Below are 15069 nucleotides of genomic sequence, written 5' to 3'. Positions count from 1 at the left end.
CCGAATACTCGATCGCTGGGGCGCGGGACACCTGACGGTGTTCCGCGCCTTGTGCGGTCGCTGTCAGTGTTCGGTGCTGAATCCGGCTCGCAGTGCGTGTCTTTCGCGAGCTAGCTCGACCAGCCTGTCGATCAACGAGCTGTAGTCGAGCCCGGTGGCCTCCCACAGTTTTGGGTACATCGAGTGGGGCGTGAAGCCGGGGATCGTGTTGGCCTCGTTCAACAGCCAGCCGCGCCCGTCCTCTTCGAAGAAGAAGTCCACCCGGGCCATCCCTGAGCATCGCAGCGCGCGGAACGATTGCACAGCCAGCTCACGAACGCGTTCGGCCTCGTTTGCTGGCAGCTCGGCCGGGATCATCAATGCCGCAGCACCGTTGATGTACTTGTCCTCGTAGTCGTAGAACTCGGCGCCCGGCCGCACCTCGCCCGGCACCGACGTCTCGGGCTCGTTGTTGCCCAGCACGGCCACTTCGATCTCGCGCCCGACAACACCTTCTTCGATCACCACGACTTCGTCGTAGCGCAGCGCCAGTTCCACCGCCACGATGAGCTCGGCCTCGTCGTGGGCTTTCGAGATACCCACGGACGAACCCAGATTCGCGGGTTTGACGAACATCGGGAAACCGAGTTCGGCGTCTGCGCGATCCACCAGCGTGCTGTGGTCCGACTGGCCCACCCGGTACTCGATCCACCGGCACTGAGGAATTCCGGCCTGCGCGGCAACGATTTTCGCCAGCGCCTTGTCCATGCAGACGGCCGACCCGAGTACGCCTGCCCCGACGTAAGGGATCCCGGCCAGCTCCAACATCCCCTGAACGGTTCCGTCTTCGCCGTGGGGGCCGTGCAGCAACGGCAACACGACGACGGGTAGCCGGTCCGGTGACGCCTGCAGCTCGGACAGCGGATCGACTTCGGTTCCGGCGGGTTCGAGGGCGTCGGGCAGTGAGACGTCGGGGTCGGACAGTGCCGCGATGGCCTTGTCGTTGCGGAACCACGTGCCGTCTTTGGTGATCCCGACCGGCACCAGGTCGTACTTGGACCGGTCGGCCGCGGCCAGGACGTGCGCTGCTGTCACGCAGGACACATCGTGCTCGGCGGACACACCGCCGAACAACACAACCAGGCGCAGGCGATCGGAAAGTACGGGCGAAGACATGGCAGACACAATACGGGCCAAAAAAGGCGGCAAACGACGCCCCGGTGCGGGATGGGTCGTCTCGACACCCACGTTGCCGGTAGCGTCGACGCGTGCGATTCAAGGCGAGTGATGTGGCAGCGGCGACCGGTGGACGTCTGATCGGACCCGACACGACCATCGACGGTGCGAGCATCGATTCACGCAGCGTGCGCCCCGACCAGCTGTTTGTGCCGATCGTCGCCGAGCGCGACGGCCACGACTTCATCGGCAAGGCGCGCGAGGCCGGGGTCACCACCTATCTGACCAGCCGAAGCGCCGAAGGTAGCGGCACGGCCATCGAGGTTCTCGACACCGCACTGGCCCTCGCCGACCTCGGACGTGCTGCGCGCGGGCGGTTGACCGGCCCCGTTGTGGGAGTCACCGGCTCGGTGGGCAAGACGTCCACCAAAGACCTGCTGGCGTCGGTGCTGGCCACGTCGTACGTCACCGCGGCAAATGAGCGCTCTTTCAACAATGAGCTCGGCTTGCCGTTGACCTTGCTGGGTGCACGCGACGACACCGAGGCCGTGGTGGTGGAGATGGGTGCGCGTGGCGTCGGGCACATCGCCCTGCTGTGCGACATCGCGCGACCCACGGTCGGGATCGTGACACGCGTCGAAGGTGTGCACCTCGAACTCTTCGGCGACATCGAGTCGGTGGCCAGGGCAAAGGGTGAGCTGATCGAAGCACTGCCCGACGACGGTTTGGCCGTACTCAACAACGACCACCCGCTGGTCGTGGCCATGGCCGACCGCACGTCGGCCACCGTGTTGCGTTACGGGTTCACCCCCGACGCCGACGTCTACGCCGACAACATCTCGCTGGACGACGAACTGCGTGGCAGTTTCACCCTGCACAGCCCTTGGGGAAGTGCGGCCGTCACCCTTGGTGCCCGCGGCGAACATCAGATCTCCAACGCGCTTGCGGCAGTGGCCGCTGCCGGCGGCATCGGCGTCCCGGTGGACAGGATCGCGGCGGGATTGGGCGAGGCCGCGATCTCCGGCCTGCGTATGGAACTCACCCGCACCGAGGGTGGTGTGCTCATCCTCAACGACGCCTACAACGCCAACCCCACGTCGATGGCCGCAGCGCTGGACTCCCTGGCGACCCTGGCCGCCTCGCGTCGCGTCGCGGTACTCGGCGTGATGGCCGAACTCGGTGAGTCGGCGCCGGCTGAACATCTGGCCATCACCGAGCGCGCCCGTGCACTCGGCGTGGAGGTGATCGCCGTCGATGCACCCGATTACGGTCCGGACGCCCAGCACGTTCCGACCGTGGAACAGGCCGCGGCCGCACTGTCCGATCTCGCCTCGGGCGACGCGGTGCTCGTCAAGGGCAGTCGTGTGGCCGCGCTGGAACGGGTCGCCGCGGCCTTGAGCGCCGGCTGAGTCAGCCGCCCACCATGACCGACGCTCCGGCAGCAAAGGCCGCACCCGTCGGTCGAGTCGACTCACTCACCGGGATCCGTTCTCTGGCAGCACTATTGGTGTGCGCCACCCATGCGGCGTTCTGGACCGGCAAATACACCGACAACGTCGAGGGCTGGTTTTTCGCGCGCCTCGAGGTGGGCGTCGCCATCTTCTTTGTGCTGTCGGGGTACCTGCTCTTCACGCCGTGGGTCACCGCGCTACGACAGTCCGGGGCCGCTCCGGGTGTCGGCCGGTACTTCTGGCACCGCGCCCGTCGCATCCTTCCGGCGTACTGGATCACCGTGCTCGGCGTCTATCTAGTCTTTGTCTGGAAAGAGGACAACTCCACACTCGGTCACGGAGCCGAGGGCCTGGTCCGCAACCTGACCCTCACCCAGACCTACGGCTTCGGGTACCTCCATTCCGGCCTCACGCACATGTGGAGCCTGGCCACCGAAGTCGTCTTCTATCTGTTGCTCCCGGTGTTCGGGTGGGTGATCTCCCGGCTGTGCGGCGGGCGGTGGCGTCCGGGCGTGATGATCGCCGCGGTGATCGTTCTGATGCTGGTGTCACCGGCCTGGGCGGTGGCGACTCATCACATCGCCGGGCTCGACGTCACGGCTCGGCTGTGGGCGCCGGCGTTCCTGATCTGGTTCGCCGGCGGGATGCTGCTGGCGATCCTGGGTCAGCTGATGCGCAACTGGCATCCGCTGCTGTCGGTACTGGTGGCGGTGCTCGCATTCCAGCTCGCGTGCACGTCGCTCGCGGGCGAGCCGACCATCACCCCGAACTCCCTCTCGGCGACCATCGTGAAGTCGGTGCTGTACCTCGTCATCGCGGTCGGACTGATCGCGCCGCTGGCCATCAGCTCACGGGACCACTGGTGGAGCCGGGTGATGTCGCGGCCGGCGGTGGTGTGGTTCGGCGAGATCTCCTACGAGTTCTTCCTCGTCCATCTCATCGTGCTCGAACTGGTGATGGACATGCTCGGCTATCCGATCTTCTCCGGATCCGTGGTCGGGGTGTTCATCGTCACTGTGGTGCTGGCCACCCCTGTGGCCTGGGCGTTGCACCAGGTCACCGCCCCTTTGTGGCACAAGCGGAAGTCGGCGGTCGTGAGCGTCCGGTAATACTGGTTGAAAGCGCTTCACCGGGAGGTCACATGACCGACAGTTCTGCATTCACCACCGACGGTGGTGCTGCCGCGGATATCCGCCGCTGGTGTGACCACTCCAAGATCCCCGGTCGTCACCCCGATCTGTCGGACGCAGCCTCAATTCTCATCGCATCCGGCTTCCTGTCCGATTCGGCACGGGCGGTGCTGGTGCGTCGCGCGACGGCCGGTATGCCGATCCCCGCGATCGGCGGTTTCGGTGATCTGCGCCGACTGCATCGCGAGCTGGACCAACTCGACGACTACCTGCGCAATCCCCGGATGCCCCGGGTCGGCGCGATGGTTCTGCGATCGCGGATCATGACCCTCACCCGTCGGCGGGAGACCGCGCGGAATCTTGTCACCGCCTCCAAGCCGGTGTTCGCCGGCACCGTGCGCGGCATCCGCCGGGAGCGTCGCGACGGTATCTACCTCGACATTCCCGACCGCGAACGGCTCTTCAACGCGTTGCTCTTCACCCCGACCCCCAACAGCCTCGACTCCGGCTATTTGCGTCGCGCAGGTGCGATGGCTGCGAACACTGCTGCCGGCGTGATCGGCCAGCTCACCGACGGACGTTCACGTGCGGGACAGTGGGTGGCGGAGAAGGCCGCGATCATCGAAGGGCCCGACGACGACAGTTCGTCGTCGGCAGGGTTCGTCGACGGTTACGAGACGTTGCTCTACGTCGCCGGCAGTGCCTACGACCGGATCGTTCGGTCGCCCGTGTGGCGCAGTGACCACTTCTCGGTGCAGCGAACCCAGATCAATCTGCATGCCGAGCTGGCGGAGATCTCCGCCGACGTGATCAACCTCCGTACCGTCCGGATCGAGTTGGACCGGGTTCGTGTGGTGGCAGCATCCGATGAGCGTCTCGGTGACCAGTTGCGTTCACGCGAGGCCGAGCTACGTCCGGTGTGGTCGCAGCTGATTGCGCGGGTGGCTGCCCTTGCCGATGTCGCCGACGCGGTGGCCGCGGCGGCGCACGAACTGCGGATCCTCGAGCAGGTCAACTACGCCGGCACCATCGATCATCGCATCGATCAACTGATAGGCCGCTCCGGCGAGCGAGAGCTGTCGGCCGAGAACACCCGACGGCTCAGCGAGCAACTCGGTATGGGCCGCACACACCTTCGGGACTACCGGAACATCTTGCAGGGCAACGTGTCCGGAATTCTGGGACCGGCCTACGAAGAGCCGGTCCTGCCCGCGCCGAGCCGGGCGATCACCAACCCGCGCCTGCGGAAAGAGACGGACAGCTGAGGCATTCGATTCCTCAACTGTGCGACCACTCTTGAAGGTATGACTTCTCGGTGTCCGTCAGCCGTCGTAGTCGTTGCTTCTCGATGTCGACCACGGCCATCTGAGTGCTCGCAACGCAGGCGGGCTTGGAGTCCGGGTCGGCCGCCGCTGACCTCACCTCGTAACCGATCGTGAAGTCGACTGATCGGAACCCCTTGATCCACATTGCAATTCGCAGCGGACTGTCCTCGTGGCGCAGTTGGGCCTGATACCGGATCTCGACGGTGACGATCATCGCGCTCTTGATCAGCGGCGCGTATTGCTCGCCGACACTCAGCAGCCAGGCGACGCGCGCCTCCTCCATCAGGGTGATCATGCGGGCGTGATTGATGTGTCCGAACGCATCCATGTCCGACCAGCGCACAGGCACGTCGGCAACATAGGCGAATCCGCCGGCAGGCTCGCCGCTCATAGCTGTCCTCCATCGTGGTGCTCTGTCGGGTGGGCAGTGCCCCGGTCGAGGCTAGCGGTTGGTGCACGTCGTGGTCGCGCGTCCAGGTGCCGAAGTTCACAATGAAGATTCGCTACTGATTCGTTAACCTCACTTTTCTTAGCTTGCGAACCTCGGTACCCTTCGGTGTCCAGAAAACGGCAACGAGGAGGCCATACGTGGCGCGCAACGCACCAAGGCTCGGTCTACTGGGAGCGTTGGCAGCATGCGGCGTGATCATGGCCTCGAACGCAGCGGTGGCCACCGCCGTCCCGGCCGGCGAAGCGACGATCGAGAAGGTCGTCAAAGTCGGCTCGCAGCGCGAAGATCTGACAATCGCGTCACCGGCGATGGGTGGGGACGTTCACCTCACCGTGCTGTTGCCCCAAGACCGGTCTTCCTCGCGCGGCAGCCTGTACCTGCTCGACGGTGCGGGCAGCAAGTCGTCGACGGTCAGCGACTGGATCGAAAAGGGCGGCGCCGAGAAGTTCTTCGCCGACAAGGACGTCAACGTGGTCCTTCCCGCAGGGCGAGGTGCGTTCTACACCGACTGGAAGCAGCGCGATCCGGAGATGGGCAAACCCAAGTGGGAGACGTTCCTGACCAAGGAGCTGCCCCCGCTGATCGACGAGACGTACAACAGCAACGGCAACAACGCGGTTGCGGGGCTGTCGATGGGTGGCCAGTCGGCGTTCGCGCTCGCCACCCGTCATCCCTCGCTGTACACAGGCGTCGGTTCGATGAGCGGTTGCCCGCCGGTGAGCGGCCCGATCAACGAAAGCTACGTCCGCGCAACCGTCGCCAAGGACGGTGGCGATGCCACCAACATGTGGGGACCGTGGGGTTCTCCCGGCTGGGCTGAGCATGACCCGTCCGGACGCCTCGATGCGCTGCGCGGCAAGCAGATCTACATTTCGGCGGGCTCCGGAGTCCCCGGGCCGCTCGACCGACTCACTGTGCCCGACCCAGGATTCACCCGGGACCAGGCCGTTGCCGTCGGCGGCTATCTGGAGATCGGCGCCTACCGGTGCTCGATCGAGTTCGCCGTACGGATGCGGGCCGCTGGAATCCCCGCCACCGAGAACTTCCAGGTGATCGGCACACATTCCTGGGCGTACTGGGCCGAGGACCTCAAGACGCTGTGGCCGGCCCTGTCGCCCGGTCTCTGACGGAAGCGGTGGTTCAGCGGGATGCGCGGTCGCGGGCGAAAGCCACGAACCGGTCGTTCTCCGCGGCATGCGTCACGGTGACCCGCACACCTTCGCCTGCGAACGGGCGAATGATCACGCCGGCGTCCATCGCCTCCTGAGCGAAACGTGTCGTGTCGTCGGCGAGGTCGATCCACACGAAGTTCGCCTGACTTGCCGGCACGTTGTATCCGGCGTCGCGAAGCTCGCTCGTCACCCGCTCGCGCTCGGCGACCACGGAGTCGGTCCGGGCCAGGAGTTCGTCTTTGGCATGGAGGCTTGCGATGGCAGCCGACTGGGCCAGCGAGTTCACGCTGAAGGGCACGTGCACCTTGAGCAACGCGTTCGTGACTGCCGGATCGGCGATCGCATAACCGACCCGCAGCCCGGCCAGACCGTAGGCCTTCGAGAACGTGCGCAGCACAACCAGGTTCTTGTAGCGGCGATGTAGTTCGACTGCGTCGTAGCGTTGGGCCTCGGTGGGTCTGACGTACTCGTAGTAGGCCTCGTCGAGCGCCACGATCACATTGGACGGAACCCGAGCCATGAAGTCGTGGAGGGCAGCTGAGTCGACGACGGTGCCTGTCGGGTTGTTCGGGTTGCAGATGAACACCAGTCGGGTGCGGTCGGTGATGGCATCGGCCATCGCAGGCAAGTCGTGCACCCGTCCCTCGGTCAGAGGCACCTGGACCGGTGTTGCACCGGCAACCCTGGTGGCCAACGGGTACGTCTCGAACGACCGCCACGCGAAGAGCACCTCGTCTCCGGGCCGCGTGGCGATGGTGATCAGGTTCTGGCAGAGGGTGACCGATCCGCAGCCGGTCTGGATGTTCTCCGGGGCCACATCGAGGTGCTTGGCCAGCTCGCTGGTCAGCTCCACCGCTCCGTTGTCGGGGTAGCGGTTGACGCCGGCCGCGGCCTCGGCGATCGCGGCTGCGACACCCGGCAGGGGGCCGTCGGTGGTCTCGTTGCTCGCGAGTTTGAGAGCGCCGGGCACGTTCTTGCCGGGGACGTAGGCGGGGACGTCGGCGAGATCGGGGCGGATATGCGGGGTCACCCCAACCAATCTAGGGGAGGCCGCCGACTGCCCTCACCAGGGCCTCTTGCCGTTGCGGAGGTGGCGCGACGAGGCGGTTTGCTCTGGCCGCCGCGGACTGTGTAATCTTTTGCTTCGGCAGTTCGAAAGGACTCCACCAGGAGGCGTGCCAGAGCGGCCGAATGGGACTCACTGCTAATGAGTTGTTCCGCTAAAACGGAACCGGAGGTTCAAATCCTCTCGCCTCCGCCAGTGCAACCAGACTGACGTACAACTGAACACGAACACGCGCCCGTAGCTCAACGGATAGAGCACTTGACTACGGATCAAGAGGTTAGGGGTTCGAATCCCTTCGGGCGCACCACACGAAGGCCAGTACCAGCGGTGACGCTGTTACTGGCCTTCCTTGTTCGACGAGATCCGTTCCAAATCCATCACTTTGCCATCACTTTGCTCGAAAGCCAGCCCGTAAGTGATGAGAGCTGCGCGAACATCGCGGGCGACACTGGCTCGCTCGATGTAGTGAGCCTCTGTGATAGCTGTACTGCCGTGCCCGAGCTGCTCCTGTGCGGCCTCGATGCCATATTCGCGTTTTACCAAGGTCGCGACTGTCCGCCGGCACGAGTGCGGTGTCACCCACGACAGCTCCGGTCCAAGTGCCGCGCGCCACGAGCGGCGGAGGTTCGATGGGGATAGCCAGTTTCCGGTGCTTGTTACGAAGACGGCTCCGTGCGGGTTCGCAAAGGTGGGCTCGTTCATCCGGCGTTGCAACGCTTCGGCGGCGAACTGCGGTAGCAAGACGGTGACATTGGGCGCTCCGCTTTTGCGGTGCGCCTGGCGATAAAGGGTCTCGCCCCGCTGTCGCGGGGTTACAAGCGTTCCACATATCGTCAGCTGAGGGGGTGTGGCATCTAAGTCCACGTCGCCGTACTTGATCGCGAGCACTTCGCCGATCCTCGCCCCGGTCGCTAGCAAGAGGATTAGGGCGTCACGCAGGTCTGCCGACGGTTTTGGCCCGGGCCGTACGACGACTGAGCCGTCGGCTAATAGAGTCTCGCCGCGGGAGTACCGGTCTATCGCGCGTAGAACCTCAGCGAAGACAGCGTCCGAAACCGCTCGCGTTGGTTCACGCTTCGCTGACTTCAGACGGCCGACTTCAAGAGCTGGGCTCCGATTGATTATGTCCAGGCGGACGGCCTCGCCGAAGATGCCGCGACACAACACTTTTGCGTGGCGTGCGAAGCTTGGAGTTCGACCATGTATTTCGCGCAGCAACCCGTCAATCTTCCCCACCGTTACCTCAGAGATTGTGAGCTCACCAATCCGCGGCTCGCAAAGTCGCCGCCAAACGTCGAGGTAGTGATTGTAGGTCTGCTGCGAAACATTGGGCGGCTTCTTGAGCTCGAACCAGTGCACGGCTAGCTCTTTCACCAGGGACTTCTGGGTGAGGGCAGCCGGCCCTGTGCCGACATAAACGCGCGACTGCAGTTTCGACTGAAGAGCCCGCCGCGCGGAGTCGGCAGACGGACCGTTCGCCTCGACGAGTCTGAGATGTCCATCAAGGTCGCGAAGTCTCGCCCGTGCAACATGAACTCGACCGCGCTTGTAGGTTAAAATTTTCCCCCACTCACCTGGTGCCAGGCGCTCTCTGCCCACGCGTCTACCCCCCGTCGTTCTTCTCAAAAACGAGCTCTATACCCCGGAATCGCCGTCGCCAGCTGGCATCCCAGCCGCTACCATCTCCTCGAAGGCTCTTTCTGCTTGCTCCTTCGACGTCAGATATACGTATTGGAGCGTCTCGACCTCGTCAGTACCAGCGCATCGTGCCACCGCACGACGTAGTTGAGACTGCGCTGAGCGCATCGCGCGCAACGCGAGCAACCATTCACGAGTGGGCGAGACCCGATCGCGTTGTGATGCGAAGACTTCTCGGACTTCAATCTGAACTGACCGCTCTGAGTCTGTCGATTCCTGCAAAGGACTCAACAACGCACTGACGCCAGAGAACCATTGAAGTGCCTCATGTGATTCGACATACCGTCCCGGCAGCACCTCGACGTCGCCTTTCGGCAAGTCCGGGTAGACCAGTTGGACGGGAGCGACCTGCAGTGCTTGTGCGAGTACAAGCAACTCGGCAACGTCGAGACTCTTCTTCCGCCCAATTTCGAGATCGGCGATCACTGAGCGTGAAACGGGATGTCCGAGCGCCGCTGTCCGATCGGCCAACCCCGCCGCGCTCATCTTGGCGTGGTCCTTCCCTCGGAGCCGGCGAACTTCACGACCGACCCGCTCCACAATCTCCTCCGACCACCGCTGCGTCACAAGAACGCAGTCTACCCGTATTCACGCACATATTGCGTTCATACAACGACATGGCTAATCTGTGGTGCAGACCCGTGGACAACCCTGGATAACCATGTAAGTTGCGTTCCACGGCCGCAAAATGGGAGGCGATGTGACACGCAGGTTGTACACAGTGAAAGAAGCCGCGTCGATGACGGGGCTGAGCCGAGCGAGCATTTACAACAGGCTGAGCGCTGGCGACATCCGGTCCGTCAAGGTTGGAAGCCGCCGCCTGTTCCCTGATACAGCGATTGATGAGTTCATCGAACGCTTAGAGAAGCAAGCTGCGCGAGGCGGCAGCGGCGTCGCCTGACCCGCAAGTCCAACGTGAACGCCCCCGGCTGGAATGACTCGGTGTTGCGAGCACCGATCGTCGGGGGCGTTGAAACCTGCGAACCACGTGAACGGAGGTCTCAACTCAAACGATAACGCGCCCTTTCGCACAGAGCAACACATTTCCAGTCTGACTGGAATGTGTCGAACTCCTCTGTGCTGAAACTAGATTGCCGTCGTTTCTTCGCAAGGCCCGACGATAACCAGCCTGCCGCCGTTGCTGTGCACCCTTTGTAATTCCTCGGTGACCGGCCCCGAGGCGCCACTGCTTTGACTGATCATCGGAGACGTGGTGATACCGATAGCCACGCGCCGAGTGAGGCGCGGGGCTAGAGGGCGTGGAGCGGACAACGTGGGTGCGGAAAATTGGGGTGGCCATGGGGGGTCCGGATCAGACCGCACGAAGTTCGATGTCTCTGCAGGCAAGCCCGATTACAACAGTCGCAAGTATCAGTCCGAAGTAGCCACCCACGGTGGTGAAGTACACGGAGGTATAAATGTCGGTCCACGTAGTGATGAATCAGAAAGGCGGAGTGGGTAAGTCCACTATCGCAATGAACCTAGCGGCCGTTAAGGCGGACGTCATGGCTGCGCCGGACTCGGGCGACGATGCGTCGCCCGTACTGGCGGTGTCGATTGACCCTCAAGGTTCGGCCGTTTGGTGGGCGGAGCGCGTTAACGAACTTCCCTTCCGGATCGCCCAGGCTCATGACAATGCAGATGTTCTCCGGGGCCTGAGAAACCTTCCTGGAGTTGAGCACGTTGTCGTCGACACCCCCGGCTGGATTGGCGATACACCCGGGGGTACCGAGAACGGTAACTCCGGAGATGCGCTCGAAGCGGTGTTGTCCTCGGCTGACTTGGTGATAGTGCCAATCGTCCCCGAACCGCTGGCCTTCGATCCGACCGCGAGAACGATCTTGAAAGTCCTTCAGCCGAGAGGTATTCCGTTCATTGTGGTCATTAACAACTGGGATCCGCGTGACAGCAGGACTGATCTTGAACAGACCCAGGCGTTCGTCAGGTCTCAAGGGTGGCCGTTGGCGAACACCGTTGTGCGTCGCTACAAAATGCACTCGCGGGCCGCAGCGGAAGGCAAGGTCGTTACCGAATACGCGGCGAATCGCGTCGGTCTACAGGCTCGTGAGGATTTCCAACGCCTGTGCTTAGAGCTCGAAGTGGGGATTCGGTAGTGGCCCGCAAGGGAGGACGGGTTGACCTGGCAAGCCTGGCTACGTCTGTTGGGAGCAAATCCACTGTCGATTCGACCGCTCGACTTGACGGCCTCTTTCGTTCGAATGTTCCGCTGACTCAGCTCGTCGCCAATCCTCGAAATCCTAGATCGGGGTTACGAAACCTTGACGACCTGGAGTCGATCAAGTTTCGACAACTCCAGCCCGGCAGCGTTGTCAGCCGGGCAGCCTGGCTTGGACTGTGGCCGGAGGACGAGCAGCACCTCGAGCAGGCCAAATGGGTCGTGGTCAACGGGTGTCGCAGGCTGGCTGCCGCGCACAAGTTCGGCCGCGAAGGGCTGGATATCGTGATTCGCGACGGTCTGGCCGTCGACCGGGAGACAATCCTGTGGGCGGCGGTCGTGGAAAACATCGACCGAGAAGACTTCGATGTCCTCGAAGAGGCACATGCAGTCGAATTGATGGTTACCGAGCTCGGAGGAGCAGGTGTCGCTGCCAAGCGGCTTGGTAGGAGCGAAGGCTGGGTCTCACAACGCCGTGCTCTGCTCAAGCTCGCGCCCAAACTCCAGGAGTCGTTGCGGGCCGGCGAACTTGCGTTACGAGATGCGCGGTCGCTGGCCACGGTGCCCCGAGCGGAACAAGTAGCCGCTTGGCAGGCCGCCCAGGAGCGTGAACAGCAACGGAAAGGCGACGAGGGGGGCAAACCCGCGCCTGCACCTGCCGAACCGCCGTCCCTGAAAGCTGCTGTTCGTGCGCTTCGGCGACTACGCACAGATCCTGCGTCGCTGGCGGCGGCGGTGCGTGATGTGTTCTCGGCAGAGCAGATCGAAGAGTTGGTGTCCGCCCTGTCACGTGACGAATGAAATGGGCTGGTGCGTCGTCTTTACCGCGGTAAAGACGACGCGCACTCGCAGCGTGTGCTGATCATCGCACGATCACCGTCAGTTCAAGGCCGAGCGCCTCGGCGTCGCTGATCGCTGCTTGGGCGCGGTTCGGGTTGGAGCAAAGTAGCGTTCGGGAGGTCGGACGGTGGTCGCTCCGCTGGTGGCGTCGATTCACACCGAGGATCAGCCGGCGGCCCGTCAAAGCGTCGCTTCGCGTATGCGCGGTCTGCTCGGCAGTCGCCCCCTGGCGGACCCGAATAGCTCGCCCAGGCTCGAGGGGTTCCATAACTCGACGACATGGCATGGTTTGAGCCATAGGTATGCGACATGAGTTTTGGTACGCAGGTAGCCCCAGTACGGCGTCCCGTTGAAGTGCCGTCCCAAAAACGAACGTTTATGGAACGCGCGTAGAAAGCGGGCCTCTTGGGGACCGACCATGGTCAGGTCAGCCGTCGGGGTTGTTGACTCGCAGGGCGAGCGGACAGGGGTGGTTTCCCGGGGTGTAACTCTGCAGCTTCTCTTCCCGCGCGAAGTTAGCGATAAGCACAGCGTCGGACGTCAGACGTAGACGTCCGACGCTGCGGCGAATTGTGTCTACTTGATCGTGAAGGACCCCACCGTAGTGGTTCCATCAGCGGCATAAAGGGGCACGGTTCGTGGCGCTGAATCGCTGTGGGCGACGGCCTCAGCGGGGGACACCGCTTTCGTTATGAGATCGGTCTTCTTGAGGTAGCCCGTCTCGCCTTGAGTGCCGTAGGCGGCGATCAGATCGGGTTGTTCGTCCTCGGTGCGGGCGTTCTCGGCAGATCCCAGGCTTTGACCCTTGGAGTTGGTAGTGATTTCTGTCTGCGGAACGGTGCCAGCGCTTCGTAGTGCCGGCGCCGAAAAGTCAAGTGGATCGGTGGGGAAAGTAAGGAACTGACCGTATTCGGCGCCCGTCCAATATTGGACGAATCCATGGCTGTTGTAGGAACCACTACCGCAATTGCCGTTGGTGTTCGTTGTCAGAGTGTTGGTGGACAACGGGTTGTACACCCAACCTGTGATCTGACAGAGAACGCCGGACTTAAAAAGTCGGGCCTGGACACCCATATATCCGCCCGGCACAGAGTTCCCGAAGGCTGTGTAGATCCGACTCGAGGCCTGTAGGGGGGCGTTATTAATCGTGGATGTGGTGAGGTACAGCTGATTACCCTCGCCCGGGGGGGTGGGTCCCACCCAGCCGACCTTGGTCGCCGCTGACGCATCGCCCATCCCGACGATCAGTGCGATCGAAACCGCCGCTGCGCTTGCACTTGCGCATCGTATCAACCTGGCCATTTTCTTCATTTGATCTCCATTGCGTTGAGTTTTCCTATCGTGAGATAGGTCTTCATCGCGCGTTAATTGTTGGAGTGGTATCCCCAATATCTACGCGAAATCACGGGACCAGAACTAACGCCACAACCGGATGCAGAGATTAGTATCGTCAGGGTATCCGCCTGCAAAATCTGATCTATTTTGGCTGCCATCTAAGGTTTCTGTCGGTCAGCTGCGGCGTAAACCCCCGAAAAGGTGTGCGATTTTCGAGAGCGAAGGCGAGGGCTCCGAGAAGGTAGACCAGATTCTTCCACTCAGGTTTTGTCTTGACTCCACTGATTTTGTCAAATTCTCTGATTAAACCATGTTTGTCGCCGTGCCGAGAGTCGTAGATAAGGATGTGGGTAGCGTTTTCGGCAATGGGAATGTATTCAGGGATGTAGGTTTGCGTCGGTTCGCCGGCGGCGCGGGGGTAGTCGTGAGTTTTCGGCGATATGCGGAGGGCTTGTTCCCGGGTCTTCAAGGCTTGCTCAACGGTCAGTAGCCGGTAGTCGGGGAGGAGGTCAGCCCATCGGTGATCGGGGTATTGGGTGAGGATATGAAACCATTGTGTCGGTGTTTCGCGTGGATTTAGCCCGGCATTTTTGAGGGCCGAAATGACGGACTCGGCGATGACGGCAGGCTGGCCCATGGCCCGATCGGCAATTGACGCTGCACCGGCACGGCGGAGGCAACGGGTGATCCGTACCCATTGTTGGTATTCGTCAGCGCGGGGTGGCACCTTTGGGTTTTCGGGTACGACGGGTTGATGTTTGATGTGTTTCTGACCAGATGGGCCAGCGATGGGCCAGATATCGATGAGGACGTCGCTGCCCGACTCTGGGGTATGAGATCTCCGGCGGTGGGCGCGGATCATATTCCACCCGGGGGGGATCTGCTTCATCAACGTGTCGAGGTCTGGGGGGGTGTCTTTCGTGTTCGAATCGTCAAGCTGGGCGGTGTTCTCGAGCTCGCCGAACTCGGCCCCGACCTGTTCGATCGTCTCCCAGTCCTCGACCTCTATCGGTGGTTCGGCATTGTGCGTTCGGATTCGGATGTCGACAGGGCCGGCACCGTCAAAGTGCACCAGGACGAACCGGGGTCCTTGAGGGGGCGTGATCTCATCGAACTGTGCTAGTACCGGGTTGCCGGGTCCAAGCGATGCCTTGAGGTCTTTCATCTTATTTTTGCGTTTGATTGTTCCGGCGGCATCCAAGAGCTCGCTTCGGTGGATGTCGTCGGGCAAACATTGAAACCATATGGTGCATGTCCCGGTGCCATGCAC

General features: G+C 62.6%; 14 protein-coding genes and 2 tRNA genes. 9 read left to right on the top strand and 7 right to left on the bottom strand.

All coding sequences use genetic code 11. From position 1 onward, the window contains the following. Nucleotides 1-63: 63 nt before the first annotated feature. Nucleotides 64-1155 carry a D-alanine--D-alanine ligase family protein gene (locus KXR83_RS24575; RefSeq protein WP_437427074.1) on the bottom strand — a complete coding sequence of 364 codons (1092 nt, stop codon included), beginning with the start codon at nt 1153-1155 and terminating at the stop codon, nt 64-66. A 92-nt stretch (nt 1156-1247) separates the two neighbouring features. Between KXR83_RS24575 and KXR83_RS24570 the strand changes: the two genes are divergently transcribed. The 3 genes from KXR83_RS24570 to KXR83_RS24560 are packed head-to-tail and all read left to right on the top strand — an operon-like array spanning nt 1248 to nt 5001. Continuing rightward, complete coding sequence (locus tag KXR83_RS24570) at nt 1248-2564, top strand: UDP-N-acetylmuramoyl-tripeptide--D-alanyl-D-alanine ligase (RefSeq protein WP_437427073.1); 1317 nt, start codon at nt 1248-1250, stop codon at nt 2562-2564. Nucleotides 2565-2578: 14 nt separating this feature from the next. Further along, complete coding sequence (locus KXR83_RS24565; protein WP_437427072.1) at nt 2579-3715, top strand: acyltransferase family protein; 1137 nt, start codon at nt 2579-2581, stop codon at nt 3713-3715. A 32-nt stretch (nt 3716-3747) separates the two neighbouring features. Next, nucleotides 3748-5001: a hypothetical protein gene (locus KXR83_RS24560; RefSeq protein WP_437427071.1), complete on the top strand. Its 1254-nt coding sequence runs from the start codon at nt 3748-3750 to the stop codon at nt 4999-5001. Between the two features lie 13 nt (nt 5002-5014). On the opposite strand, the gene KXR83_RS24555 is transcribed toward KXR83_RS24560, so the two are convergent. Continuing rightward, complete coding sequence (locus KXR83_RS24555; protein ID WP_437427070.1) at nt 5015-5452, bottom strand: acyl-CoA thioesterase; 438 nt, start codon at nt 5450-5452, stop codon at nt 5015-5017. Nucleotides 5453-5709: 257 nt separating this feature from the next. Here KXR83_RS24555 and KXR83_RS24550 point away from each other — a divergent pair, with 257 nt between their 5' ends. Beyond that, on the top strand, nt 5710-6639 hold the full coding sequence (locus tag KXR83_RS24550; protein WP_437427108.1) for an alpha/beta hydrolase: 930 nt from the start codon (nt 5710-5712) through the stop codon (nt 6637-6639). 13 nt (nt 6640-6652) lie between these two features. On the opposite strand, the gene hisC is transcribed toward KXR83_RS24550, so the two are convergent. Further along, complete coding sequence (gene hisC, locus KXR83_RS24545) at nt 6653-7714, bottom strand: histidinol-phosphate transaminase (RefSeq protein ID WP_437427069.1); 1062 nt, start codon at nt 7712-7714, stop codon at nt 6653-6655. Nucleotides 7715-7853: 139 nt separating this feature from the next. Here hisC and KXR83_RS24540 point away from each other — a divergent pair. Then, nucleotides 7854-7945, top strand: a tRNA-Ser gene (locus tag KXR83_RS24540). Between the two features lie 36 nt (nt 7946-7981). Then, nucleotides 7982-8057: transfer RNA gene (locus KXR83_RS24535), tRNA-Arg, on the top strand. A 29-nt stretch (nt 8058-8086) separates the two neighbouring features. Here KXR83_RS24535 and KXR83_RS24530 read toward each other — a convergent pair. After that, nucleotides 8087-9109 (bottom strand): tyrosine-type recombinase/integrase, encoded by a 1023-nt coding sequence (locus KXR83_RS24530; RefSeq protein WP_165842572.1) that lies wholly within the window; start codon nt 9107-9109, stop codon nt 8087-8089. A gap of 276 nt (nt 9110-9385) precedes the next feature. Further along, the gene (locus KXR83_RS24525; protein WP_023954738.1) at nt 9386-10015 is read right to left on the bottom strand and encodes a helix-turn-helix domain-containing protein; all 630 of its coding nucleotides are present in this window, start codon (nt 10013-10015) and stop codon (nt 9386-9388) included. A 154-nt stretch (nt 10016-10169) separates the two neighbouring features. Here KXR83_RS24525 and KXR83_RS24520 point away from each other — a divergent pair, with 154 nt between their 5' ends. The 3 genes from KXR83_RS24520 to KXR83_RS24510 all read left to right on the top strand — a co-directional run bounded on the left by KXR83_RS24520 (nt 10170) and on the right by KXR83_RS24510 (nt 12425). Next, nucleotides 10170-10349, top strand: a complete 180-nt coding sequence (locus KXR83_RS24520) for a helix-turn-helix domain-containing protein (protein ID WP_235189367.1) — start codon at nt 10170-10172, stop codon at nt 10347-10349. A 517-nt stretch (nt 10350-10866) separates the two neighbouring features. Further along, nucleotides 10867-11562 (top strand): ParA family protein, encoded by a 696-nt coding sequence (locus tag KXR83_RS24515; protein ID WP_023954734.1) that lies wholly within the window; start codon nt 10867-10869, stop codon nt 11560-11562. Between the two features lie 347 nt (nt 11563-11909). Beyond that, nucleotides 11910-12425, top strand: coding sequence for a ParB/RepB/Spo0J family partition protein (locus KXR83_RS24510; RefSeq protein WP_341476874.1), 516 nt, complete (start codon nt 11910-11912; stop codon nt 12423-12425). A gap of 615 nt (nt 12426-13040) precedes the next feature. Here KXR83_RS24510 and KXR83_RS24505 read toward each other — a convergent pair. Beyond that, nucleotides 13041-13775 carry a hypothetical protein gene (locus KXR83_RS24505; protein WP_437427068.1) on the bottom strand — a complete coding sequence of 245 codons (735 nt, stop codon included), beginning with the start codon at nt 13773-13775 and terminating at the stop codon, nt 13041-13043. A gap of 166 nt (nt 13776-13941) precedes the next feature. Continuing rightward, a complete protein-coding gene (locus tag KXR83_RS24500) occupies nt 13942-15030 on the bottom strand; it encodes a hypothetical protein (RefSeq protein WP_133248707.1) in 1089 nt (362 codons plus the stop codon). Between the last annotated feature and the right edge of the window lie 39 nt (nt 15031-15069).

This window comes from Williamsia muralis, from assembly GCF_051487485.1.
GTDB lineage: Bacteria > Actinomycetota > Actinomycetes > Mycobacteriales > Mycobacteriaceae > Williamsia > Williamsia muralis_B.
This window is presented reverse-complemented; position numbering and strand designations above follow the sequence as displayed.

Bases quoted from the DNA above. Each gene is read 5' to 3' on its own strand.
- KXR83_RS24575 (WP_437427074.1), bottom strand. From the start codon at position 1,155: ATGTCTTCGCCCGTACTTTCCGATCGCCTGCGCCTGGTTGTGTTGTTC.
- KXR83_RS24565 (WP_437427072.1), top strand. From the start codon at position 2,579: ATGACCGACGCTCCGGCAGCAAAGGCCGCACCCGTCGGTCGAGTCGAC.
- KXR83_RS24560 (WP_437427071.1), top strand. From the start codon at position 3,748: ATGACCGACAGTTCTGCATTCACCACCGACGGTGGTGCTGCCGCGGAT.
- KXR83_RS24555 (WP_437427070.1), bottom strand. From the start codon at position 5,452: ATGAGCGGCGAGCCTGCCGGCGGATTCGCCTATGTTGCCGACGTGCCT.
- KXR83_RS24550 (WP_437427108.1), top strand. From the start codon at position 5,710: ATGGCCTCGAACGCAGCGGTGGCCACCGCCGTCCCGGCCGGCGAAGCG.
- KXR83_RS24515 (WP_023954734.1), top strand. From the start codon at position 10,867: ATGTCGGTCCACGTAGTGATGAATCAGAAAGGCGGAGTGGGTAAGTCC.
- KXR83_RS24505 (WP_437427068.1), bottom strand. From the start codon at position 13,775: ATGAAGAAAATGGCCAGGTTGATACGATGCGCAAGTGCAAGCGCAGCG.